At 62.5% G+C, this 25238-nt stretch carries 18 protein-coding genes and 5 tRNA genes; 2 read left to right on the top strand and 21 right to left on the bottom strand.

Features of this window, described 5'->3' with window-relative positions; all coding sequences use genetic code 11:
- Positions 1-24 precede the first annotated feature (24 nt).
- From AC3E6W_RS03550 to AC3E6W_RS03485, 14 genes are all read right to left on the bottom strand, one after another.
- The gene (locus tag AC3E6W_RS03550; RefSeq protein ID WP_490652330.1) at positions 25-2025 is read right to left on the bottom strand and encodes an RsmB/NOP family class I SAM-dependent RNA methyltransferase; all 2001 of its coding nucleotides are present in this window, start codon (positions 2023-2025) and stop codon (positions 25-27) included.
- Entirely contained in the window at positions 2022-2990 is a 969-nt protein-coding gene (gene fmt / locus AC3E6W_RS03545; protein ID WP_490652329.1) for a methionyl-tRNA formyltransferase, read from the bottom strand. The genes AC3E6W_RS03550 and fmt overlap by 4 nt, the downstream gene beginning before the upstream one ends.
- A gap of 6 nt (positions 2991-2996) precedes the next feature.
- Positions 2997-3602, bottom strand: a complete 606-nt coding sequence (def, locus tag AC3E6W_RS03540; RefSeq protein WP_049362956.1) for a peptide deformylase — start codon at positions 3600-3602, stop codon at positions 2997-2999.
- 246 nt (positions 3603-3848) lie between these two features.
- A complete protein-coding gene (locus AC3E6W_RS03535; RefSeq protein ID WP_049333199.1) occupies positions 3849-4712 on the bottom strand; it encodes a hypothetical protein in 864 nt (287 codons plus the stop codon).
- 147 nt (positions 4713-4859) lie between these two features.
- Positions 4860-4934: transfer RNA gene (locus tag AC3E6W_RS03530), tRNA-Val, on the bottom strand.
- A 444-nt stretch (positions 4935-5378) separates the two neighbouring features.
- Positions 5379-5454, bottom strand: a tRNA-Glu gene (locus tag AC3E6W_RS03525).
- A 22-nt stretch (positions 5455-5476) separates the two neighbouring features.
- Positions 5477-5548 (bottom strand) — tRNA-Gln (locus tag AC3E6W_RS03520).
- A 554-nt stretch (positions 5549-6102) separates the two neighbouring features.
- Positions 6103-6175 (bottom strand) — tRNA-Gly (locus AC3E6W_RS03515).
- Positions 6176-6482: 307 nt separating this feature from the next.
- A complete protein-coding gene (locus AC3E6W_RS03510) occupies positions 6483-6950 on the bottom strand; it encodes a hypothetical protein (protein WP_490652328.1) in 468 nt (155 codons plus the stop codon).
- Positions 6951-6952: 2 nt separating this feature from the next.
- Positions 6953-8464, bottom strand: coding sequence for a glutamate--tRNA ligase (gltX, locus tag AC3E6W_RS03505; RefSeq protein ID WP_490652327.1), 1512 nt, complete (start codon positions 8462-8464; stop codon positions 6953-6955).
- Between the two features lie 58 nt (positions 8465-8522).
- Complete coding sequence (locus AC3E6W_RS03500; protein WP_070682310.1) at positions 8523-9275, bottom strand: fumarylacetoacetate hydrolase family protein; 753 nt, start codon at positions 9273-9275, stop codon at positions 8523-8525.
- Between the two features lie 234 nt (positions 9276-9509).
- Entirely contained in the window at positions 9510-10607 is a 1098-nt protein-coding gene (locus AC3E6W_RS03495) for a branched-chain amino acid aminotransferase (protein WP_485031856.1), read from the bottom strand.
- A 522-nt stretch (positions 10608-11129) separates the two neighbouring features.
- A complete protein-coding gene (locus AC3E6W_RS03490) occupies positions 11130-12185 on the bottom strand; it encodes a 3-isopropylmalate dehydrogenase (RefSeq protein ID WP_490652326.1) in 1056 nt (351 codons plus the stop codon).
- Positions 12186-12406: 221 nt separating this feature from the next.
- Positions 12407-13771: a hypothetical protein gene (locus AC3E6W_RS03485; protein ID WP_490652325.1), complete on the bottom strand. Its 1365-nt coding sequence runs from the start codon at positions 13769-13771 to the stop codon at positions 12407-12409.
- 585 nt (positions 13772-14356) lie between these two features.
- Between AC3E6W_RS03485 and AC3E6W_RS03480 the strand changes: the two genes are divergently transcribed.
- Both AC3E6W_RS03480 and AC3E6W_RS03475 read left to right on the top strand, forming a co-directional pair.
- Positions 14357-15775: a histidine kinase gene (locus tag AC3E6W_RS03480; protein WP_490652324.1), complete on the top strand. Its 1419-nt coding sequence runs from the start codon at positions 14357-14359 to the stop codon at positions 15773-15775.
- A gap of 41 nt (positions 15776-15816) precedes the next feature.
- Positions 15817-16677 (top strand): response regulator, encoded by an 861-nt coding sequence (locus AC3E6W_RS03475; RefSeq protein ID WP_490652323.1) that lies wholly within the window; start codon positions 15817-15819, stop codon positions 16675-16677.
- A gap of 74 nt (positions 16678-16751) precedes the next feature.
- Here AC3E6W_RS03475 and AC3E6W_RS03470 read toward each other — a convergent pair whose 3' ends face one another.
- The 7 genes from AC3E6W_RS03470 to ilvC all read right to left on the bottom strand — a co-directional run bounded on the left by AC3E6W_RS03470 (position 16752) and on the right by ilvC (position 25016).
- Positions 16752-17111 (bottom strand): HepT-like ribonuclease domain-containing protein, encoded by a 360-nt coding sequence (locus AC3E6W_RS03470; protein WP_304274968.1) that lies wholly within the window; start codon positions 17109-17111, stop codon positions 16752-16754.
- Positions 17108-17425 carry a nucleotidyltransferase family protein gene (locus AC3E6W_RS03465; protein WP_049345616.1) on the bottom strand — a complete coding sequence of 106 codons (318 nt, stop codon included), beginning with the start codon at positions 17423-17425 and terminating at the stop codon, positions 17108-17110. The genes AC3E6W_RS03470 and AC3E6W_RS03465 overlap by 4 nt, the downstream gene beginning before the upstream one ends.
- 208 nt (positions 17426-17633) lie before the next feature.
- Entirely contained in the window at positions 17634-20387 is a 2754-nt protein-coding gene (locus AC3E6W_RS03460) for an ABC transporter permease (RefSeq protein WP_490652322.1), read from the bottom strand.
- Between the two features lie 3 nt (positions 20388-20390).
- Positions 20391-21158, bottom strand: a complete 768-nt coding sequence (locus tag AC3E6W_RS03455) for an ABC transporter ATP-binding protein (protein ID WP_049362084.1) — start codon at positions 21156-21158, stop codon at positions 20391-20393.
- A gap of 347 nt (positions 21159-21505) precedes the next feature.
- Positions 21506-23050, bottom strand: coding sequence for a methionine--tRNA ligase (gene metG / locus AC3E6W_RS03450; RefSeq protein ID WP_490652321.1), 1545 nt, complete (start codon positions 23048-23050; stop codon positions 21506-21508).
- 653 nt (positions 23051-23703) lie between these two features.
- Positions 23704-23776, bottom strand: a tRNA-Lys gene (locus AC3E6W_RS03445).
- Between the two features lie 211 nt (positions 23777-23987).
- A complete protein-coding gene (gene ilvC, locus AC3E6W_RS03440) occupies positions 23988-25016 on the bottom strand; it encodes a ketol-acid reductoisomerase (protein ID WP_049343341.1) in 1029 nt (342 codons plus the stop codon).
- Positions 25017-25238 lie beyond the last annotated feature (222 nt).

Genomic DNA, 25238 nt, shown 5'->3' with positions numbered 1-25238 from the left:
GTTTACGCCCGAGGCTTCCGGAGCCTAGCTCTTGCGCAGCAGGGCCAGGAACATGGCGTCGGTCCCGTGCACGTGCGGCCACAGCTGAGCGGTGGTCGCCGAGGCGTTCACGACCGGGGCACCCTTCTTGACCTTGATTTCGGGGGTGTGGCCGGGGTCCTTCTCCCCCGCCAGCACGCTCACGGGCTCGCCGTTCGCGCCTTCGGTGTGCAGGGCCACCTCGCGCAGGATGGCCGCCGAATCGAGCAGGCTCACCGCACCGCTTTCGAGCACCTCGGCAACAATGTTCTGGGTTTCTGCCGCGTGCGGGGAGCAGGTCACGTAGGCGATCACGCCGCCGGGGCGGGTCGCCTCAATGGCTGCGTCCAGGAGCTGACGCTGCAGGGGCAACAGCTCGGCAATATCGCGCGGGGACTTGCGCCAACGCGCCTCGGGGCGGCGGCGCAGGGCGCCCAGGCCGGAGCAGGGCACATCCACCATCACGCGGTCGAACAGCTGACCGGGCTCAATGGAACCGGGCAGTGCGGAGGCGTTCTTGCGCAGAGTCGAGGTGATTTCGCGGCCGTCGCCGGTGAGCACCGCGTAGCTGTCCTCGGGCAGGGGGCGCATGGAGGATTCCACGAGCTGGGCGCGGTGCGGTGCCGCCTCGTTGGCAATCAGGGATGCGCCGCGCTGAATACCGAGCGCTCCGAGGAGCGCCGCCTTACCGCCGGGGCCTGCGCACAGGTCGAGCCATGCGGTGTCGGTGCCGTCCAGGGGTGCTACGGCAAGCGCGCGTGCCACCAGCTGGGAGCCGGCGTCCTGCGCGCGGACGGTGCCTTCACGTACGGATTCCAGGCGTGCCAAGTCGCCGGAGGCGTACAGCGCCGAACCTTCAACCAGCTCGCCATCGACGGCGCCCTGTTCGCGTGCCTCGTCGAGGCTACCCAGGCCGGGCAGCGCAACCAGGTTCACCACGGGGGCGAGGTTGTCCGCTTCGAGCAGCTGCTCAATTTCGGAGGCGGGGCGGCCGTGCGCGACGAGTGCCTGGCGCATGGAACGCACAATCCAGGCGGGGTGCGAGGCGAGCAGCGCCATGCGCTCGGTGTCGTCCTTGGCCTCCTCGATGATGAGCTCGTACCACTCTTCGGGGGTGCGCTCGGAGACGCGGCGGAGCACCGCGTTGATGAAGCTTGCCGGGCCCGACCCAATCTTTTCGCGGGCCAGGGACACGCTCTGGTTCAGCGCCGCGTGGGCGGGAACGCGCATGTTCAGCAACTGGTGCACGCCCATGCGCAGCACAATCAGGGTGGTGGTGCCGACCTTCTCGAGGGGGCGGTCCACGCAGCGGCTGAGGATTGCGTCGTAGGTGCCCTGGTGGCGTAGCGTGCCGTAGGTCAGCTCGGTGGCGAAGCCCGCGTCGCGGTGGTCGAGGCGGTGGCTACGAATTGCCTTGGGCAGCACGAGGTTCGCGTAGGCGTCGGATTCCGCCACGGAGCGCAGTACGTCGAAGACGGTTGCGCGGGCGGTGTCTGCGGTACGCGAGCGTGCGGAGGGTGCCGCCGCCGAGAACTCGCGGGCGGACATGGAGCGGCGGTTGCGTTCGTGGCCGCTCTTATTGCGCTGGGAGGCGCCGCCACCACCGCGTTTGGTGTCGTCGTGCTCGGTCTTAGCGCGGCGTGCGGCGCGTTCGACGCTGGTCAGGCCGTCGAAGCGGCGGCCGGTGCGCGATTCGCTGCGGGAGTTGTCCTCCCACTTCTGCGGGCGGCCCTGCGAGCTTTGATTCTGAGCGCGCTGATTCTGCGAACGCTGGGAATTCTGGGACTGCTGGCGGTTCTGCTCGCTCACACCAGAGCCGGAGCCGTTGCCAGCGCCGGAGCGGCGGCGACGCTTACGCTTCGCGCCGCCCTGGCCGCTGCCCTGGTCGCCAGCCTGGTTGAAGCCGCCGCGGCCGAACTTGTCCGGGCCGAACTTGCCGTTGCCGGGCTTACCGGAGTGACCGGGCTTGCCGTGTCCTCCCTTGTAGGGGCGCTTTTCGTTGCTCATGCGAGTACCACCAGGCCTTCCGCCATGTCCTTGCCAGCGCCGCGAGCCCAGGCGGGCGCATCCATCATTTTCTTACCGGCAGGCTGAACCTGCAGCAGCATCAGGGGTTCGGTACCGGTGCCGACCAGCACCTTCTTCGCGTGCAGGCGCACCGCACCGGGGGCCAGGGGGCCGCCGTTTGCCTCGGTCAGGGAGGCCACCAGGCGCTTGTCGGCAACCGCCAGGCCACCGATCTTGAAGCGGTTTTCGCCCAGTTCGCACCATGCACCGGGTTCGGGGGTCACGCCGCGGAAGCGTGCCAGAATCTGCTCGGCGGGTTCGGTCCAGGTGAGGCGGCCGTCGGCAATGCTCATCTTGGAGGCGTAGCTGACCGACTCGTCCTCGACCTGCGCGGTGCCGTGCTCGCCCGCTTCGAGACGCTCAAAAGTGCGTTCAAGCAGCGCGCCGCCGCTGGTGGCCAGGCGCATCAGCACGCTGCCGGCGGTGTCGTCGGCGGCCACGAGGGTGGATTCCTGTTCGAAGGTGGGGCCGGTGTCCAGGCCCTCCTCGAGCAGGAAGGTGGTGGAGAAAATCTCCTGCTCGCCGGCCATGAGGGCACGCTGCACGGGGGCGGCGCCGCGCCAGGCGGGCAGCTTAGAGAAGTGCAGGTTGACCCAGCCGTAGCGCAGGGATTCCAGTGCGGACAGGGGCAGCAGCGCACCGTAGGCGACCACGGCGGCTGCGTCGGCGTTCAGCTCTGCGATGGCTGCGGCGGCCTCGTCGTTCCAGCGGTTTGCCTTCACGATGGGCAGGCCGAGCTCTTCGGCACGCTGGGCGACCGGGGAGGGGGTGAGCACGCGCTTGCGGCCCACGGGGGCGTCTTCGCGGGTGAGCACGCCGACCACGCGAACCTTATCGGAGTTCGCCAGGTAGTCGAGTGGGGGCACGGCAACGTCGGGGGTGCCGGCATAAATAATGTTGAGCATGTGAGCCTACTTTCCGAAGCTACCGAAGGAGGAACCAGCAGAACCGGCGCCAAACGCACCGCCGCCGCCGAAGGCGCCGCCCACGCGGGTTGCACGCTCGGTCACGGTCTTCGCGGCGACAGTGTTGTAGTCTGCGGCGCGCAGGGCACGCATCACGCGTCGACGGTCTTCGCCGACCAGGCGGTCGATGAAGAGCTTGCCGTGCAGGTGGTCGGTCTCGTGCTGCAGCATGCGGGCGAACAGGCCTTCGCCCTCCAGTACGAGGGGTTCGCCGTGGCGGTCCACGCCGGTCACGCGCGCCCAGTTTTTGCGCGGGGTCGCGGACTTCTGGCCGGGCACGGACAGGCAGCCTTCGCCGCCTTCCTGGTCTTCTTCGCCGACCTCGAGCACGGGGTTAATGATGTAGCCTTCGCGGTCGTCGATGCCGCCGAAGGTGAAAATCTGCTTGGAGATGCCGATCTGCGGTCCGGCGAGCCCCACGCCGCCCACGTCGTACATGGTTTCCAGCATGTCGTCGATGAGTCGCGCCAGGTCGTCGTCGAAGACGGTGATGGGTTCGCAGACGCTGCGCAGCACCGGGTCGCCCACGGTGCGGATGCTCAGGATGGTCATAGTTCTCCTCTGCCGGCGCCGGGCCGGTCTAATGTGCTAACGGATATTCGGTGGGGTGCCGCGGGGTGCGGCTCTCCCCCATTGTCCCCGAATCGGGGTGGGTAAATCTAGAGGGTGTCGGGCCGGGGTCTCCGGGTTGAGTCCCCGGGAGGAGTCTCCGAGCCGGACCCCCCCCGGGCCGGTCGTCGCCGCGGGAGCTGAGCGGAGCGGCCGGGGGTTCGTTCCGGTCGGCCCTGCCTCGCGATGCTACGCGGCGGAGCGTCGCTCGGTGGGCGGCGGCACCACGGGCATGAGCGCGGGATCCTCGAATTCCTGCACCTGACGGTCGAATTCCCAGACGCGGCGCAGGGCGCAGAACTTGTACCAGTTGCGTTCGAGGATGGCGGGGTTCGCTTGCTGCGGCAGAACCTGCGTCTCACCGAGGGCCACGCCCATGAGCACGGGCGCGTCCCCGTACTTCCAGGGTTCCCAGGTGCCGGCGTCGGGGTCGACGAGGGATTCTTCGGCTTTGAGGCCGGCGACGAGCTGCATGACGACCTTCTCGTCGAGCGCTTTGACGCGGCCGCGCTTGTCGGTGCCCTTGGTTTTGTAGTCGATGATGCAGGTGCGGCCCGCAATTTCTGCAACGAGGTCGAGGGTGCCAGCGTAGCCGACGGTGTCGTTCCAGATGGTGATTTCGGCGGCGAGGGGGCGGGGGTTGAAGGCTTCCCACCACTCGTCGAAGCGGTCGGCGTAGGCTTGCTCGCCGTTAGCGATGAGCAGCTCGCGGCATCCGGCGACGTCGTGGTCACGTCCCATGGCGCGCAGGGCGACGTTTTCGGCGTAGTTGTGCACGCGGTCGCCTCGGGCGGCGGCTGCGTCGCGGTATCGTTCGGAGGCGTTGGCGGCGTCGCGGATAATGGCGAACTTGAGGCCGTGGGATCCGGAGGCGCGGTAGGCGCGCTGGTCTTCGAGTGCGGCCTTGGCGGCCATGTATCCGTGCCAGCCGCTCAGGTCGGTGGCGTGCTGGCCGATGACGGTGGTAATGGAGGGCACGAGCAATTCTCCCCCGCGCTTGCGGGAGTACATTCGTCCGTAGTCGGTGGAGGTTGCGAGTTCGGGTGATGTCACGGGGGTACCTCGTTCGTGGTGGGGCCGTGTCGGGGTTGGCGTTCCCTCGGCGGGGCGACCGAGCGGTCGGCGGGGTTTCGGAGCCTTTGTGGAGGGTGCGCCGGGGTGGACACAATAAAACCCCCGTTCCTTGAAACGGGGGTTCTTTGGTGCGTGATACTGGGTTCGAACCAGTGACCTCTTCGGTGTGAACGAAGCGCGCTACCACTGCGCCAATCACGCTTACGGATAAGACTATACCGACGGTTTGAGGGGAGGTCAAATTGAGGAACCAACTTTTTTGAAAAACTTTGCCGCCCTCTCCCATCGGAACGGCACCGCAGAGCCAGAGAGTTCTAACGAATAAAGATATAAACAAAAAAGCCTGGCTTCCGAAGAAACCAGGCTTTTTCCTAGTGTGACCCCAACCGGATTTGTATGGTGATGAGGGCGCATAATGCCGAGCGCGCGAGGGAATTTCATTATGCGTCCGAATGCCACGCCGTAAGAAGTGGCGGGGCATGATGCCGAGCGTGCGAGGAAATCCATCATGCCCCGGAGTGCCGCGACGTAAGGAGCGGCGCCGTGAGAGGCTCACGGCGGCACCATAGAATCTATAAAATCATCCGACAGATACAGATATAAACAAAAAAGCCTGGCTTCCGAAGAAACCAGGCTTTTTCCTAGTGGTGACCCCAACCGGATTTGAACCGGTGTTGCCGCCGTGAGAGGGCGGAGTACTAGGCCGCTATACGATGGGGCCGCAACCTCCAGATGGAGGTTAGCTGGGATACCAGGACTCGAACCTAGAACAAAGGAACCAGAAACCTTCGTGTTGCCAATTACACCATATCCCATTACTCTATTGAGTTACCGTTCCGCCTTTCGCCTTTCGGCTCATCACCGGAACGAGTAATAACTATACGGGGCTTTCGGGAGGCATGCAAGCCAAAATACGGTAACCTGCCTCACACTCTCACTCTGGTATCCGCTACTTCCGCGGAATCCCGGGGTTTTTGGGGTCAAAAAATTCTTTAAAAAACCTCAAAGGGAGGACTCTGGAGCCGATTTTAGCCCCTCAAAGCAGTCGAAGGAGGGCTCAGAACGCAGTTTCCGCCCCTCCCCCGCACGATTTGCCCACCAAAATTTTTGAAGATTTTTTGAATCCCTGCCACTACCTAGAAATCAGCTCAAGGTATCCGATTCGGAAAACACCTCGGACAAGCTAGAGGGTTAGTGCGGGATTGACCGGCACAGAATTACCGCATCCCACGCCTCCGCTTCAACGCCTCGCCATTCTCCAGGGATTTCACTTCCACCCGCACCCACCCCTCGCAGATTTATTCACTAAGACACAAAACTTTTGGAGACAACGAAAAAGCCCCGAGGCGAACCTCGGGGCTTTCAGCGGAGCGGTTGACGAGACTTGAACTCGCGACATCCACCTTGGCAAGGTGGTGCTCTACCAACTGAGCTACAACCGCATGTTTTCGCTTCAAACTTTGTTTGTCGCGGCAACGGATATAACTATACGGATACCGAACAGAGTGTGCAACCCAAAGCTTTCTCCTCTGCGCATCCTAGGCCCCAAAATTTACGCATAAAAACGCATTGACAAGCGAGTATAGATGGATTATCCATCACAAAAATTTTTCTTTGACCAACAAAAATTCCCCCTCCCGGCGGAGGGTTTCCCGGAAGATATTCCGGTAAACCCCCCGTCAAGAGGGGGAATGTGTAGCATTACGAGCACGCCGAGTATCCGGCCGCTCAGGCAGGTGTCAGGAGGCGCTAGTCGCCGCCGCCCGAATCGCCGCCGCCCGAATCGCCGCCTCCGGAGTCCGAGCTGCTGTAGTCCGAGCTGCTGTAGTCGGAGCTACTTGAGCCGGAGTCGAAGTCGCCGGCGTAGGGGTCGGGGCCCGGGTCCACGAAGTCGTCTTTGTCATCCTCTTCACGCGAGGAATCCGAAGAGTCCGAAGAATCCGAAGTGTCTACGCCGTCAGACGAGGAGCTGCTGACGTCGCCACCGCGGGCGTGCCGTGCCTGAGCTTCTTGAGCGTTCAGGGCGGCGCGCGCCTCCAAGTAGGCGGTCATGTACCCGAAGGCTGCCGCAACGACAACAGCGACCACCATCAAGACGGACTTGTCCATGTTGGCGATGTACAGAATCAGCCAGATAATGCAGGCATTGGTGAGCGCCATGAGGGTGCCCTTGAACAGCGCCTTGCCGATGATGGATTGGTTATTCGACCGACTCATGGTTAGCCCAGCTCAGCGGCAAGCTTGCGCAGGCGTGCGAGGGAGGAGTCCTTACCCAGGATCTCCATGGACTCGAACAGCGGCGGGGAGATGCGCTCGCCGGACACTGCGATGCGCACGGGGCCGAAGGCCAGGCGCGGCTTGATTTCCAGGCCGTCGACGATGGCCGAGCGCAACGCTGCCTCGATGTTGGCGGCGGTGAAGTCCTCGAGGGGCTCCAGGGCCTCGATGGCGGCGGCCAGCACCTGCGGTGCGGATTCCTTGAGCTGCTTGCGGGCGTCGTCCGCCACGGTGATCTCTTCGTCGCTCTTGAAGAGGAAGGCGAGCAGGCCGGGGGCCTCGCCGAGCAGCTGCATACGCTCCTGGACGAGGGGTGCGGCCTCGGTGAGCACCTGCTCCTGGCGCTCGGTGAGGGTTTCGCCGAGTACGCCTGCAGCCTGCAGGTACGGGATGAGGCGGTTGCGGAAGTCCTCGGGGTCGAGGGCACGGATGTGGTCACCGTTGATGGACTCCGCCTTCTTCACGTCGAAGCGGGCGGGGTTGGCCACCACGTCGTGCACATCGAAGTGCTCGACGAGCTCGTCGATGCTGAAGACGTCCTGGTTTGCGGAGAGGGACCAGCCCAGCAGGGACAGGTAGTTCAGCAGGCCTTCCTTGATGAAGCCGGCATCGCGCAACAGGAAGAGGTTCGACTCGGGGTCGCGCTTGGAGAGCTTCTTGTTGCCCTGGCCCATGACGTAGGGCAGGTGGCCGAACTCGGGGATGAAGGTGGTCACGCCGGTGTCGATGAGTGCGCGGTAGAGCGCAATCTGACGCGGGGTGGAGGAGAGCAGGTCCTCGCCGCGCAGCACGTGGGTGATGCCCATGAGTGCGTCGTCCACGGGGTTCACGAAGGGGTACAGCGGGTCGCCGTTGGAGCGGACGACCACGTAGTCGGGCACGGTGCCGGCCTTAAAGGTGATTTCGCCGCGAACCAGGTCGTTGAAGGTGATGTCCTCGTCGGGCATGCGCAGACGCCACACGGGCTTGCGGCCCTCGGCGCGGTAGGCTTCCTTCTGCTCCTCGGTGAGGTTGCGGTCGTAGTTGTCGTAGCCGAGCTGCGGGTCCTGGCCGGCGGCCTTGCGGCGTTCCTTCACCTCGTCGGGGGTGGAGAAGTCTTCGTACACGTAGCCGCCTTCAACGAGCTTTTCGAAGATCTCGTTGTAGATGCCGGCGGTCTTACGCTCGGACTGGCGGTAGGGCTCGTGCGGGCCACCAACGCCCACGCCTTCGTCCCAGTTGATGCCGAGCCAGTGCAGGGAGTCGAGCACCTGGTTGAACGACTCTTCGGAGTCGCGTGCGGCGTCGGTGTCCTCGATGCGGAAGACGAGCTTACCGCCGGTGTGGCGTGCGTAGGCCCAGTTGAAGAGGGCGGTGCGCACCATGCCCACGTGCGGGGTGCCGGTGGGCGAGGGGCAGAAACGCACGCGGGTGTCTGCGGGGGTGTTGAGTTCGGGACCGTGGTACTCGGTCATGTTGTCTCCTTGACGGTGTGTTCAGGATGGACGGTAGATGGTGTGGGGCGCGGGCGGCTTAGTCGCGCACGCGGGTGACGAGGGAGCCGATGCCTTCGACCTCGACCTCTACTTCGTTGCCGTCGCGCAGCACGCTGACGCCGGCGGGGGTGCCGGTCAGGATGACGTCGCCGGGCAGCAGGGTGAAGATTTCGGAGGCTGCGGCCACCTGTTCGGCCACGGAGTAGTGCATCTCGGAGGTGTTGCCCTCCTGCACGACGTCGCCGTCGACCCAGGTGGTGATGTTCAGCGAGTCGGTGTCCAGGTCGGTTTCAATCCAGGGGCCGAGCGGGGTGGCGCCGTCGAAGCCCTTGGCGCGGGTCCACTGGCGGTCCTCGAGCAGGTCGCGGGCGGTGAGGTCGTTGGCTACGGTGTAGCCGAAGATGACCTCGTGCACGCGCTCGAGCGGCACGGACTTGGCGATACGGCCGATGATGACGGCAAGCTCACCCTCGGGGCTGACGGCCTCGGAGTACTCGGGCAGGCTCACGGGGTCGCCGGGGCCGATCACGGTGGTGTTCGGCTTGAGGAAGAACTGCGGGGAGGCGGGCGCCTCGGTTCCTGCCCAGTTTGCGATCGCTCCAATCACCTTGGAGCGGGGAATGATCGGGGCGAGCAGACGCACCTGATCGATGGGGTAGGTCGTGCCGGTCGGTTCGACGCCCGAGTAGAAGGGGTCGCCGGCGATGACGCGCAGGGTCTCTTCGCCCGCTTCGCCTTCGACCAGCCCGAAGTGGAGCTCATTATTTACGGTAAATCGTGCAATACGCATACTTTCTAGGGTACCAGCCTTCGAGGGTCGGGGCGGCGGCGCGGAATGAGCGTGGAGGCGGGGCGGGGCACGTAATTCAACTAGGCGAGTCCGGTGCCTCCCTCCTAGCGTTCCCCTCCCCCGCATGTGCGCCCCGGCAGATAGTTGCCGCACGCGGCTATGCGCCGGGCACAGCGAATCCCCGCGGATGCGTTCCGGGTGGGAGCGCATCCCGCGGGGATTTCGCGTGAAAGATTAGATGAGGCGGGTCATCCAGCCGTGGCGGTCCTCAACGGTGCCCAGCTGAATACCGACGAGTTCTTCGCGCAGGCTCTTGGAGATCTCACCGAAGTGCTCGGTGGGTGCCGGAATCTCAAAATCCTCGGCCTTGAGCTTGCCGATGGGGGCAACCACTGCTGCGGTACCGCAGGCGAAAATTTCGGTGATATCGCCGTTTGCCACGCCCTCGCGCCACTCGTTGAGGGTGATGGCGCGCTCCTCCACGGTCATGCCGCGGTCCTTGGCCAGCTGAATCAGCGAGGAGCGGGTCACGCCCTCCAGGATGGTGCCGGTCAGCTCGGGGGTGACGATCTTGTTTTCCTTGCCGAAGATGAAGAACACGTTCATGCCGCCGAGCTCTTCGATGGCGTCGCCGCGGTGCGGATCCTTGAAGATCACCTGCTTGCAGCCGTGCTTTTCACCCTCGGTCTGGGCAATCATGGAGGCCGCGTAGTTACCGCCGCACTTTGCCGCACCGGTGCCGCCCTCGCCCGCGCGGGCGTAGGTGGTGGAGAGCCAGATGTCCACGGGCTCGGGAGTGCCGAAGTAGTTACCGGCGGGCGAGCCAATCACGTGGTACTGCACGTGGCGTGCGGGGCGAACACCGAGGAACGCCTCGGTGGCAATCATGAAGGGGCGGAAGTAGAAGGCCTCACCGTCACCGGTGGGGACCCACGATTCGTCCGCCTTAATCAGCTGGCGCAGGGACTCAATGAAGGTCTCGGCGGGCAGCTGCGGCAGGGAGAGGCGGTGCGCGGAGTTCGCGAAGCGGGCGGCGTTCTTTTCGGGGCGGAAGGTCCACACGGAGCCGTCGGCGTGGCGGTAGCCCTTAATGCCCTCGAAGATTTCCTGACCGTAGTGGAAGACGGATGCTGCGGGGTCCAGAACGAGCGGGCCGTAGGGGTGGACTCGGGCGTCGTACCAGGTGCCGCCGGTCTTGTAGTCACCCTCCCAGTCGATGGTGACCATGTGGTCGGTAAAGTAGTCGCCGAAGCCGGGGTTCTTGAGGATTTCTTCGCGGCGTTCGGCGGAGGCGGGTGACTGGTTTGCTTCGTGGCTGAATTCGGTTGCCATCGTTCTGCGTTCCTCTTCGTCTAATGCATCATTCTGCGTTCTTCGAGTTCGGTCGCTCTCGCACGGTGGGAGCGGCCGGGGCTGCCTGCGGCCGCTGATGCGCCGGGGTGTGTGCGGTGGGCGCGGTGCCGAGGCAGGTGGTGCATCCGTGGGGACGGTTCGTGCTTTCGAGCAGCGTGGATGCATCAAGGTACGCGGTGGAGGGTATCCACCGCCGAGGAGGTCGGGCGGGTGTGCTCGACTGTTTTAGAGTACCGGAAAGATGCTTTTGCCGCATGTGCACCTTTTACCCCATTCAGGATGTGAACAGGTGGGTTTCGCAGGTCAGGTTCGGCGGGCGGGTTTAAACCTAGCGGCAGTGGATGCCTCTCCCCCGCCCGCACAGATATATGTAGCCACGAGCGTGGGCAGACGAGCGCGGGGCAGGCACAGGTAAAGCCCGGAAGGTGTGTTCCTTCCGGGCTTCCCTGGCGTTTTTATTCAGCGCTCACGCTGTCATAAGCGAGTTTTAGTCAGCTGACCTTAGCCGAGGCGTGCGAGCACGTCCGCGCCAACCTGATCGGTGCCGCGCACAGTGGCGCCGTTTTCGCGCATGTCCGCCTCAACAGCGTCCTCAATGCGGGCCGCGGCGGCATCGTAGCCAAGGTGGCGCAGCAGCATCGCGCCGGCGAGGATGGCGGCGGTGGGGTTGGCCTTGTTCTGGCGGGCGATATCCGGTGCCGAGCCGTGTACGGGCTCGAACATGGAGGGGAACTCGCCGACGGCGTTAATGTTGCCGCTGGCGGCGTAGCCGATACCGCCGGTGACCGCGCCGGCCAGGTCGGTGATGATATCGCCGAAAAGGTTATCGGTCACGATCACGTCGAAGCGGGAGGGGTCGGTGACCATGAAGATGGTGGTCGCGTCAATGTGCAGGTAGTCGGTCTCGACCTCGGGGAATTCAGTCGCGATTTCGGCGAAGTAGCGGTTGTAGAGGCGACCGGCGTGGGTGAGCACGTTGGTCTTGTGCACGAGGGTGACCTTCTTGCGGCGGGTGGAGGCCAGCTCGAAGGCGTAGCGCACCAGGCGCTCCACACCGTGCGCGGTGTTGAGGGAGACCTCGGTGGCGATTTCGTGGGGGGTGCCCTGGCGAATCACGCCGCCGTTGCCGATGTAGGGGCCTTCGGTGCCTTCACGCACAACGACGAAGTCAATGTTGCCGGGGTTGGCCAGCGGAGATACCGCGCCGGGGTACAGGCGGGAGGGGCGCAGGTTGATGTAGTGGTCGAAGGCGAAGCGCAACTTCAGGAGCATTTCGCGTTCGATGAGGCCGGAGGGAATCTTGCCGCTGCGCGGGTCGGCACCGATGGCACCGAAGAGAATCGCGTCGTGCTTCTTGAGGGATTCCATGGTGGACTCGGGCAGGGTCTCACCGGTTTCGAGCCAGTGCTCGGCGCCGAGCTTGTACTGGGTGGGGTTGACGGTGATGTTTTCGAGCTCGCAGGCGCGGGTGAGGATGCGCTGGGCTTCGGTAATGATTTCGGGGCCGATGCCGTCGCCGGGGATGACGGCGAGGTCGATGCTACGTGCTTCAGTCATGCCTCTACCGTAATACGCGCTCGGGGGCGGGCGGTAGGGTGCGCGGGCGGGTTCTCAGAGTCTGGGCCGTCGGAGTCCGGGTCGTTCCGGGCGGGTGGGAAGACCCGCAGTGTGGCTAACAGGAGGGTTAAAACACTTTTCCCCGGCTGAATCATCAGCCGGGGAAAAGAGATGGTATTTCTACCCCGAGTGGGGTCGAGTACCTAAAACGTTACCGCTAATTATGCGGTGCGCTGGCAGAGGGTAACCTTCACGTAGCCGTTACCACGGGTGCTACGAGCGGTCGGAGCGTTGCCTGCGGAGGTAATAGTACCGCCGGAAACACCGGGAGCAACGTAGGAGCCACCTGCGCCGCCGCCGCCGCCGAGCTGGCCGAAGGAGACGTTCTGGCGGATACCGCTGGGGTTGTTGTTCCACTTCTGGGTCAGAACGATTGCGGAGGAGGAGCTGGAAGCGCCGGAGCCACCGCCACCGTAGCCTGCGCCACCACCTGCGGAGATGACCGACTCGTAGCCGTTGAAGTTGAAGCCGATGGACTTGTACTCAAGAGCGTAACCGGTACCGTTGTGGGTACCCTCTTCCTTCTTGGTGCGATCGTTGTTGTCGATCAGGTAGGAGTAGGATGCTACACCGTCGCCACCGTTACCCTTGAAGCCAGAGCCACCCTGGTTACCGGACTTGGAGGACTGGTAAATCTCCTGGTTGTTGGTGGAGTAGAAGCCCAGAACGCCGTTCGGGGACTTGCCGGTGTGCAGAGCGGTCTTGGAACCACCGTTACCACCGATACCGTTTGCGCCACCTTCACCGGCTTCAACGGTTTCGCGGATAGAGCTGTCAGCGTCGTAGATACCGAAGCCTTCAAGACCTGCAGAACCCGATGCACCGTCAGCGGAACCACCGGTGGAACCGAAGATGATGTTGCCGTTGCGCTTTGCGCCGGAAGGCCACTGCCAAGAAGCGGTCACTGCGCCAGCTTCCATGTAGTCGGGGTTGTTGTTAGCGCCACCGTTGTTGATGAAGCCAGCGCCACCGCCGCCACCTGCAACAGCAACGGGGGTGCCGTCGATGACCAGAGCGGAGGAGCCACCACCGGAAGCGGAGTAGGTAATACGCTTCAGGGGGGAGCTAGCGGGCCAAATAGTGTTGACCTGCTGCATGATGCTGGAGGGGACGGGGTTGGGCAGGCTGGAGGAACCGCCGTTACCGTAGCCCTCACCACCCTCAGCTGCAGTCAGGGGGCCGTTACCGATACCACCGGCTGCACCGATGAGCTGAACGGTCTGGCCGGGCTTGACCTCGATGATACCGGCGATCTTAGCACCGGAACCTGCTGCCATATCGTCGTAGTTGGTACCACCGGCACCGCCGACGACCTCGAACTTAATCTTGTCGACTCGCTCGGGAACGGTGAAGGAGGTGGTGCTCTTAGCACCTGCGGAGGTGCCCTCAACGCTGTAAGCAGCGGAGGAAGCCCACTCGCACTCGGTGGAGGAAGCAAAAGCCGGAACAACGGCAGAAGCCGCGACAACCGGAGCAGCCCATGCTGCGCCCGCAACAACCTTGCGGCGAGAAATGTTAGTAGACATATATGTCCTTCGAGAGTGATGTCATTTGAGGAATAAGAGTTATCACCCATCGTCGTGCACGGTGACAATTCACCAAAGCGATTGAGCGAGTGAAGCCGGACAATATTCCGACCCCGGATGATAACAACATAATGCTGTACCGTTCCGCGTGGGAGCGTCCCACAAGGGGCCTTGGTGCGCCCGATGGGCTCAACCTTCTACACGCCGGGTGACGATACAGGTAAAACTATACCCACCAAATCCAACCCCCGCAATGGTTTTCAATAGAGCCCTGATGAGGGGTTATAACAAAAACCCTCCGTTAAGATTGAAGGTTTTTCAACCCAAATAGGTTACTTAAGAAAGTTTTTAGTGATATACACCTAAATTCAAACCCCATATAACCCCAAACCCTCAAGCGGTGATTGAGAGAAAAATCTAATTTAATGTGGCGAAGCTCATAAATAATCCTGTATTTCAGCGTGTCGCGCACACAGAATCACACACAGGCAAAGATATACCCACACGCACTATGTGCACGTCAGCGCATTTTGTGGGCCTCCTATGCCCGCAATACTCCCCTCGCTCCCTCGCTACACTGGAAACATGCCCCTCAAACACACCGAACCCCAGCAGAACCCACAGCACAGCACAGAGACAGCCGAATCAGGCCACGCCGTAACGCATACCCGCGGCAGCTCAGAAAACAGCGACCTACCCGCCGACGCAATCAGCGCCTCCAGCCGCATGCAAAACTACCTCAGAGACAAACGCGGCTGGATGAACTTCATCGTCGTCGCGCACATGCAGTTCTTCTGCTGCGTACTCTCCGTTGCCTTCATCAACGGCTACGGCTGGATCCCGCTCATCTCCGCGCTCTGCAGCACCACCGCGCTCTACTTCCGCTACCGCTTCCCCTACGGCAGCATCTACGTGGTCATCGCGGCGCTCTGTCTCACCCTCGTGACCCCCTTCCCCGACTCACTCGTCATCACCTGCTACCCGCCGGTCAGCCTCGCCGCCTACCACACCGGCAGGCACTGGACCCGCCGCGCCCGCTTCCGCGCCCTCATCCTCGGCTGGGTCGGCGCACTAGCCGTCACCGTGCAGGCCTCGCTCTCGTTCCTCTACCACTGGGACGACATACCCGCCCGCATCTTCATCTGCCTGATGCTCGGCGTGCTCTGTGGTTCCATCTTCACCGTCTTCTGGTTCCTCGGCGACTCCCGCCGCATGCGCGAACTCCGCAGTGAGGAATTCAAAGAACGCGCCCGCCGCCTCGAATACGAGCAGGCACAGGAACGCCGCCTCGCCGCGCAGGACGAACGCACCCGCATCGCCCGCGAAATGCACGATATCGTGGCGCACTCGCTCTCCAGCATTATTTCTCAGGCGGACGGGGCACGCTACGCCGCCGCGAGCGCCCGCACCGCACGCGCCCAGCAAACACAACAGGCACAGCAGGCAGAGCAGCCGGGTCAGGCTCAGCAGAGCGAACCGGATATTGCCGAGCAGACCCTAGAACTCATCGCAGACATGGCACGAGACTCCCTCACCCAGATGCGCTCCCTCCTCGGGCTACTTCGCACGGACGAAGCAACCGCCTACGCGCCCGTGCCCACCCTCAACGATGTGCCCGCCCTCGTGGAGCAGAGCCGCCGCGCCGGGCTACCCGTCACCTTCACCGGAATCACCGGCACCATGGCGCGCACCCTACCGCAGGGTGCCGAGCTAGCGGCGTACCGCACCGTGCAGGAGGCGCTCACCAACGCGCTCAAGCACTCCCCCGGCGCAGTAACCACCGTCGCCATTCACTGGGGTAAGGACGGCCTGCACTTGCGGGTTCAGAACGGTCCGGTTTCCTCTACCGCGGCTCAGCACATCGCCCGCCCTGTACCCGGTAGCGGTAACGGTCTGCGCGGCATGAGCGAGCGCATCGCCCTCTACCACGGCACCCTCACCTACGGCCTGCAGCCTGACGGCGGCTGGCTCGTTGAGGCGGCGCTGCCCTACCGAGACCTCTAATACCCGCGCCCTCTACTACCTCGTAATCTAGGATTGAAACTATGTACTCTTCTGCATCACAGACTTCTGCACCACAGACCACCCAGCCGATCCGCGTGATGCTCGTTGACGACCAGCGCCTAGTGCGCGGCGGCTTGAGCATGCTCGTCAATTCCCAGCCGGACCTGCAGGTCGTCATGGAAGCTGATGACGGCCTGGCGGCGATTGACGTTTTTGACCGCATGGTCTCTGAGGGGCAGGCGCCGCAGGTCATCCTCATGGATGTGCGTATGCCACACTGCGACGGTCTGGAGGCGGCGCGCCGTATTCTGGAGCGTGACGGGGAGCGTGAGGTGTCCGAGGATGAGCGGGTGCGCATTATCATGCTCACGACCTTCGACATTGACGAGTACGTGTATTCTGCGGTGCGTGCGGGTGCGAGCGGGTTCTTGTTGAAGGACACCCCGCCGGAGCAGCTGCTGGAGGCGATTCGTACGGTGCACCGCGGCGATGCGGTGATTGCGCCGTCTGCGACTCGCCGCCTGTTGGAACAGATGATTCCGGTGCTGGACTCCCCCGCTCCTGTTGTTCCTACCGCTCCTGCCACTCCTGCCGCCGGGTCTGTTCCAGTTACTCCCCCGGCTGCTGAGCTTCCCAAGGCGACGTTTATTCCGGCTGAGCATGCAAGCTTTGAACCTGTGCAGGATTATCCGCATCGTGAGTTGATTGAGCAGTTGTCGCCGCGTGAGTTTGAGGTGCTGGGTTTGATTGCGCGCGGCTTGTCGAATGCGGAGATTACGCGGGAGCTGGTGCTTTCGGAGGCAACGGTGAAGACGCATGTATCGCATGTGTTGGCGAAGTTGGGTGCGCGTGATCGTGTGCAGGCGGTCATTATGGCGTATGAGGCGGGTATCGCCCACTAGCGCTCCCTTATATAAGGGCACAGTGAAGCCCCGGCGGGCGCCTCCTTGTCGAGGCACCCTCCGGGGCTCTTTAGTTAAGTGGTTTCTTGTATCTCGTCGATGATTCGTTCGAAGTCGCTCATCAGCTCAGGCAACTTATTCCGGGCGACGTCCCATAGGACAGCAAAATCAACGCTCACATAGCTATGAGAAATGATGTTACGAATAGCGATGAGGTACTGCCATTCAGCCCGTTCATACCGTTCATAATCTTCTGGGTATTTTGAACGAATTCTATTGAGGGTTTCGCCAATAATCTGAAAGCGCATGCAGAGCGCGTCCTGGACTACCCCGTTTGAATCGTCTATCAGGTCTTCATATCGCTCGGGCGTAAAAGCGTAGATACGCTGAGCTGACTCAAGAATCAGAAAGAAGTCGTCAAGCGAGCTTTTCATAGCGGCAACTCCACCATGTCCGGTTCTGCCTCCGCATAGATGCGAGGGCGCAACCGGGTGACCATATCAACGCTACGGCCGGTCAGCTGTTCAATGCGGTGCTGAGCATCTACCATCTGCATGAACTCGTCAAAAGGGGCTGCCCCCGGCATCTGAACCAGAAAATCCAGGTCGCTGGTTTCGGTCAGCTCACCGCGGGCGGCGCTGCCGAAGAGTCGGGCACGGCGCACACCAGCGTCACGGAGGATCTGAAGAACCTCCGCTTCATGGGGTAGCGTGTACCCGCGACGCAGATTGGGGTGGCTAGTGCTCATACACCCATCATACGCGCAAAGCCAAGCTACAGGTCAGCTCCAAGAATCTGAGAGCACAAGCACAGCAGAATAGAGAGCACGGCAGACTAGAGGACACAGTGAAGCCCCGGAGGGCACCTCCTTTTTTCGAGGCACCCTCCAGGGCTTTACTATCTCACGCCGAGTATCCGGGTTTGCCGGGTACTGTGACTATGCCAGGTACAGCGGGTTAGCCGCGCATGCCCTCAACCGGGGACATGCGAGCCGAACGAGCCGCCGGCAGAGCCGAAGCGAGCATCGCGGCGAGCACACCCACAATGAGGATGACCACGTACCAGACGTACGGCAGGTCAAGCACCAGCGGGGCGGAAGCACTCATGGAAGACATAATAATCTGCGCAGAGAGGCTACCAATCACCGCACCGGAAACCATACCGAGCACCACTGCGGCGAGCGTAATCAGAATCGCCTCAATGGAAATCATGCGGCGCAGCTGCTTGCGGGACAGACCCAGCGAGCGGAGCATCGCGTTCTCGCGGCGGCGTTCGTTGACCGACAGGGTCATCGTGTTCGCCACACCAATGATGGAGATGACCACTGCGAGCATGAGCATCACCAGGGTGAAGGTCAGCATAACGGTCAGTATCTGGTCGTAGGTCTGACGTTCCTGCAGACCACCGGTGAAGGAGCTGTCCGGGCTGGCTCGGTTCAGGTCAGCCTGCAGGGTCGCGTTCTCGCTACTGGTCAGCGGGGAGGCGGCGCGCACCAGAACGACGGTGTCGTTACCGGTTGCCTGGCTGGTGACAGTCAGGTGAGCGGCCTTCGTCTGAGCTTCTTTGTCACCGCTGGCGATTGCTTCTTCCATGCGCTTCTGAGCTTCCTCAGCGGCAGGGTTGGCCACCTTCTGCGGGTTCTTGGCGTCCTGCAGCTTGGCGGCGGTGGCAGGGTTGACAATCAGCAGGTTCTGCTTGGTTGCGGACCTGACGGGCTTGAGTTCCACTTCGCCGAGCGGGCCGTGTGCCTTCAGACGGCTGGACTCGGTCAGCCCTGCGGATTTCCAGAGGCCCTGCGGCACGAGCACGGTGTCGTCGGCAAGGTTCGAGTTTTCGTCGGGCAGGATTGCCTTCAGGTCGGAGGAGCTTAGCGCCACCAGGTCGGAATTCTGGTTGGCGGTCTGTCCCTCGTATTCGACGGTGTAGTCGACCACACCGGCTGCGTAACCGACGGCGGATGCCTGAACGTTCTTAATGCCCTTGACCTTGGAGGCGATTTCCTCCGCCTTGGTCACGGTGGAGGCTGCCTCGGACTGGTCATACGAGCTGTACTTCGCCTGCGCAGAAATCGGGTACTGCTGATCCAGGGCCTTGGTCAGCGAGGCGCTCAGCACCGAGTAACCGGTCAGCACAGTCGACACGACCAGGGTACCCACCAGCACGGCACGGCCGGTGGAGACGGTGCGCTTGGGCGAACGCAGCGCGTTGGCGAGCGCCAGCTTGCCGGTCTGGGTGCGGGTTACCTTACCGAGGGCACGTACCAGCGGGGGCAGCACCAGCGGGGTGATGAGGAAGACCGCGATACCGAGCAGCAGCGCGGCCCCCATCATGAAGGCAATGGCCTTATTGCCGGCACCTTCACCGGAACCCTGGTTCTGAGCCAGCATAACCAGGCCGATACCTGCGGCACCGAAGACAAGACCCAGGATCGGGCCGACCTTGCCGGGCTTGCGCACTTCAAGGTTGGTGTGCTCGCTCATCGCGCTAATGGGCGAGATGCGCAGGGCGCTTCGTGCCGGGGAGAGCGACGCCAGAACCGTCACGAGGGTGCAGAGGAGCACACTCACCAGGATCGGGGTGATTGAGTAGGAGATCATGATGGTCGAAACCATGCTTCCCACCAGCATGCCGGCAGGGAAGGTCAGCAGTGCACCGATGAGGGAGAACACCACGCCCACGGTAACCGATTCGATGAGTAGCATCCGTACGAGGGAGCCGCCGCGGGCACCGAGGGTGCGCAGCAGAGCCAGCTCACGGATGCGCTGGCCGACCAGCACCGCGAAGGTGTTGGAGATGACGAACGAGGAGACCAGCAGAGCCAGCGCCGCGAAGGCGCCCAGGACCACGCTAATGGAGGTGAAGACCGTGGAAAGGGTCTTCTGGTAGTCCTCCAGCAGCTTCTGACCGGTCATGACGCGCGGGTCGTTCTTGGTGTCGCCGCTGCTGAGGGTATCCTGCAGGCTCTTAAGCTTGGCGTCGGTTACGCCGTCCTTGAACTTGAGGTAGATGAGGTTCGCGCCAGCCATGCTTCGGTGGCCTGCCGCGGAACTCTTGTTTTCTGCCTCGGATGCCTTCAGGGCGGCTTCGCCGAGGCTGGTGCCGCCAATGAAGACAGCCCGATTGGTGGTGGAGCCTTCAAAACCGGGGTCGAACAGGCCGACGACGGTGTATTCGGCGGTCTTATCAGTACCGGGGGCGCTGACGGATTCCACAACGTCGGTGCTGGTGACCTTGCCGTTCAGTGAGAGGTTGTGCTCCTTCGCGAAGTAGGTAGAGACCATGATTTCGTGGTCGCCACTGGGGATTTTGCCCTGCACCTTATACGGGAAGAGGCTAGAATCGGCGGGTAGCTGGTCGTACTGCACCTGGGTTTTCTGATCGCCGGTGCCGAGCGTACCCGCAACGGTGTACTGCACCCAGTAGCCGGAGAGCAGGTCGCTCTTTTCTACCTTTTGAATCTGGTCACGGGTCAGGTAGATAGAGGTGCTGTCTTGACCGTCGCTGGTTGTAGCGGCGGAGGCGACAACCGCCTCGACGCGGGAGAGCACGTCACCCACGGAGGAGTTGACGGTCGCCTGCAGCGAGTTGGTGAGCATCATAATGGCGGCGATGAAGAAGGATGAGATCGCGATGCCTATGCCCGTGAGAATGTATTTTCCTTTGGAGGCGCGCAGATTGGAGCGCGCCACCGTGTTCAGTGTGGTTGCCACGGCTTATCGACCTTCCAGCTGTGCCATTGCGCCGAGGACGGCGTCGTAGGTGGGTTCGATCATTTCGCCGGCGACCATGCCGTCCTTGATGAAGACCACGCGGTCTGCGTAGGAGGCGGCGCTTGCGTCGTGGGTGACCATGAGGATGGTCTGTGCGTGGTCGGTGGCGGCGGCACGCAACAGGCGCAGCACCTCGGCGCCGGAGTTGGAGTCGAGGTTACCGGTCGGTTCGTCGGCGAAGACCACTTCGGGGCGTGCGAGCAGGGCGCGCACGATGGCGACGCGCTGCTGCTGACCGCCGGAGAGCTGTTCGGGGCGGTGGTCGAGGCGGGTTTCCAGGCCGAGGGTCTTGACCAGGTAGTCGCGCCACTGCTGGTCCGGCTTCTTACCGGCGAGGCCCAGAGGCAGGTCAATGTTCTGGCCCGCGGTGAGGGTGGGCACCAGGTTGAACGCCTGGAAGATGAAGCCGATGTGTTCGCGGCGGAATTCGGTGAGGGCGTTGTCCTTCAGACCGAAGAGCTCGGTACCACCAATACGAATCGAGGTTGCCGGGTTCGGGTCGGGGGTGTCCAGGGTTGCGATGGTCTGCATCAGCGTGGACTTACCCGAGCCGGAGGGGCCCATAATCGCGGTGAACTTGCCCTGTTCAAAGTCGACGGAGACGTTGTTGAGGGCGTGGACGGTGGCTTCACCCATGCCGTAGGTTTTGGAAAGGTTTCGTGCGGAGACGGCGGGCTGTGCCGTCTGTGCGTGAGGAGTTGTCGTAGTCATAGTTCAATTATTTCACGCAGTATGGCGCTGACTACATGGTTTTTCTCATCCTCCAGGTTGATTTTGGTGGGTGTTCACCGGGTCCTGACCTACGGGCGCAGGGTTTCCCGGTGCTTCCGCGGTATGAGCTGAACGCGAGGCTGCCGGAACGGGGTACCGACCTCATCCTTAAGGATGAGTGGCGACCAAACCAGCGTCCCGTCTCTACCCTGCGCCCGTACCTCTCCATACGCGCGTACACGAAAAGCCCCCGGCTCCTCCCCACTGGGGTAAGGATGCCGAGGGGTTTCTCACGCTATCCGTTACGGCGCTATCTCACGCGCCAGCCGCTATTACTCAAGCAACCGTTACGCCTTGGGTGCTTCGTAGCGGGGGAACACCGGTGCGGGTGCGGGCAGTTCGGTGCCAGGCACGAGCGCGGTGCCGAGGGCTGCGAACTGGCGGGACTCGCCTTCGGGTACGCCGAGCAGGGTCAGCAGCTTGGCGGTTGCGTCGGGCATGACGGGCTGCAGCAGAAGGGCGACCTGGCGTACGACCTCGAGGGTTACGTACAGTACGGTGTTCATGCGGTCGAGTTCGCCGTTCTTGCGCAGGGTCCAGGGCTCCTGCTCTGCGAAGTAGGCGTTGGTGTCTGCGAGGACGGTCCAGATGCGCTCGAGGGCGCGGTGGAAGGCCTGCTCGTCGAAGTCGGCGCGAACCGGCTCGTAGAGGGCAGCCGCCTCGTCGAGGATCTTACGGTCGGCTTCGGTGAATTCGCCGTGCTCGGGCACAGCGCCGCCGCAGTTCTTGGCGACCATGGACAGCGAACGCTGGGCGAGGTTGCCGAGGTTGTTGGCCAGGTCGGAGTTGATGCGGTTGATGATGGACTCTTCGGAGTAGGAGCCGTCCTGACCGAAAGAAACCTCGCGCATGAGGAAGAAGCGGACGGCGTCCAGGCCGAATGCGTCGACGAGGTTTGCGGGGTCGACGACGTTACCGACGGACTTGGACATCTTCTCGCCGTTAACGAGCAGGAAGCCGTGGCCGAAGACGCGCTTGGGCAGTTCGATTCCGGCGGACCACAGGAATGCGGGCCAGTAGATGGAGTGGAAGCGGGTGATGTCCTTACCGATGAGGTGCAGGTCGGCGGGCCAGTACTTGGTGAACAGCTCGTTCTCGGTGTCGGGGTAGCCGAGGCCGGTGAGGTAATTGGTCAGCGCATCCACCCACACGTACATGACGTGCTTGTCGTTGCCGGGCACGGGCACACCCCAGTCGAAGGTGGTGCGGGAGATGGACAGGTCGTTGAGGCCGCCCTTGACGAAGGAGATCAGCTCGTTGCGACGGGATTCGGGGTAGACGTAGCCCTCGTTGGCGTAGAGCTCGAGGAGCTTGTCACCGTACTTGGAGAGGCGGAAGAAGTAGGACTCTTCTTCGGTCCACTCGACCTCGGTGCCGGTTGCGATGGCGTAGCGCTGGCCGTCGCGGACCTCGGTTTCGTCTTCGGCGTAGTAGGCTTCGTCGCGGACGGAGTACCAGCCGGCGTACTTGCCGAGGTAGATGTCACCGTTCTCTTCCATGCGCTTCCAGATGGCCTGGGATGCGACGTAGTGGTCGGGGTCGGTGGTGCGGATGAAGCGGTCGTAGCTGATGTTCAGGGCGTCGTTCATGGCCTTGAAGCGTGCGGAGTTCTCGTCGGCGAGTTCCTTGGCGGTTTTGCCGAGCTTCTCTGCGGTGGTCTGCATCTTCTGGCCGTGCTCGTCGGTGCCGGTCATGAAGCGTACGTCGAAGCCGTCGAGGCGCTTGAAGCGGGCCAGCACGTCGGCGGCGATGGTTTCGTAGGCGTGGCCGATGTGCGGGTTGCCATTGGGGTAGGAGATGGCGGTGGTGATGTAGAACGGAGTTGCAGTCATAACTTTCAGTTTACCGCAGTATTAGGCTAGGCTCTCACTGGGGTTACACTCTGATACGCACTGACTCATTGCGTGTGGGTGGAGGCTAGCACGCCGTATGTTTCCTCCGCGCCTACGCAGGGGCACCCGTCACCCGGACGCTCCGCCCCTCCTTGCTTCGCTGCGGAGAGCGTCCGTGTGACACCCTGAGGGCGCTTCCGGAAAACACGGCGCGCCAGCCCAAACATTCAGCCACCATGCAACACGCTAAACCGCGATAGCCTCCCCCGCCCCACACGCAAAACACCCAACCACCAAGCAACACACTAAACCGCGACAGCCTCCCCCGCCCCACACGCAAAACACCCAACCACCAAGCAACACACTAAACCGCGACAGCCTCCCCCACCCCAGTTCGCTAGGCACGGGGCGCACATACTGAACCACCACGCAACCCAACGAACCGGCGGGATAACGCACCCCTGCCGAACCCGCAGAAACCACCTGAGGAATCGGTGTCGTCCGTAGTGACATCAGGGTGTCCGAGCTCTGCGAGGACAGGTCCCCTGTAGGAACGAGGACGAACACCGATTCCTCAACCCATGAAGACTACATTTCAAGGGGAACGCAAAGATCCCGCCGATTCCGAAGAATCAGCGGGATCTTTCTTGATGTGCGCCCCCTGGGACTCGAACCCAGAACCCATTGATTAAGAGTCAATTGCTCTGCCAATTGAGCTAGAGGCGCTTATTCTGTTTTTGCAGGTTTCCCTTGCAACAAGAAAATACTATACGCGCTTTCCACTCCACCCGCAACCCAATGAAGCATGAACTACATCACATATACTGTTGGGGGGCATGGGACTCTCGTTAGACAGAAATCCGGCGCCCCTCCCCTCCCCCACACGGGAGGAAAGGCGCGACGCCGGATTCTCAGAAAGCCATAGCTTGGCTACCGCTTAGCGAGCGACCGAACCCTCGGTGTAGTCGTCGTCAACGGAGTTCCATGCGAAGAGCTTACGCAGCTTGCGGCCGGTAGCCTCGATGGGGTGTGCCTCGCCCTTGGCGCGCAGTTCCTTGAACTCGGGTGCGCCGGCTGCCTGGTCGTCCATGAAGCGCTTTGCGAAGCTGCCGTTCTGGATGTCTGCCAGGACAGCCTTCATGTTCTCCTTGACCTCGGGGGAGATCACGCGGGGGCCGGAGACGTAGTCGCCGTACTCTGCGGTGTCGGAGATGGACCAGCGCTGCTTGGCGATGCCGCCCTCAATCATCAGGTCGACGATGAGCTTCATCTCGTGCAGAACCTCGAAGTAAGCGATCTCGGGCTGGTAGCCAGCCTCGGTCAGAACCTCGAAGCCGTACTGAACCAGCTGAGAGGTGGAGCCGCAGAGAACTGCCTGCTCACCGAACAGGTCGGACTCGGTCTCTTCGGTGAAGGTGGTCTTGATGACGCCTGCACGGGTTGCGCCCAGTGCCTTAGCGTAGGACAGGGCCAGTGCGAGTGCCTCGCCGGATGCGTCCTTCTCGACTGCAACCAGGGCGGGAACGCCGCGGCCAGCCTCGAACTCGCGGCGCACGATGTGGCCGGGACCCTTGGGGGCAACCATGGCAACGTCGACGCCCTCGGGAACGGTGATGTAGCCGAAGCGGATGTTGAAGCCGTGTGCGAAGAACAGTGCGTCACCGGGCTTCAGGTTCGGCTCGATGCTCTCTGCGTAGACCTTTGCCTGGACCTGGTCCGGGGTCAGGATCATGATGACGTCAGCTTCTGCTGCTGCCTCTGCGACGGTTGCAACGCGGAGGCCCTCTGCCTCAGCCTTGGCGCGGGACTTGGAGCCCTCGGGCAGGCCAACAATGACCTTCACGCCGGAATCGCGCAGGTTCAGTGCGTGTGCGTGACCCTGAGAGCCGTAACCGATAACTGCTACGGTGCGGCCCTGGATCACAGAGAGGTCTGCGTCGTCGTTGTAGAAAATGGTTGCTGCCATTTTTCTTCTCCTAAGTACTTTATGATATGCGGCCCAGGCTGGGCTCAACATTCACTATTTTACTTGAAAGCTGTTTAGTTTCGGGTTCTCGAGAGTACTTCTCAGCATCTGAAGCATCCGGAAGGTTCGCGAACCCTATAGAGCCGGGTACCGCATCGCCGCCGGTTTCCCGGCTGAAGCGATGCGATACCCGATCTGTTCCCCGCGTGTGCGGGGTTGTTC

This window comes from Rothia sp. SCPM-O-B-18226 (M350) (assembly GCF_058213595.1).
This window is presented reverse-complemented; position numbering and strand designations above follow the sequence as displayed.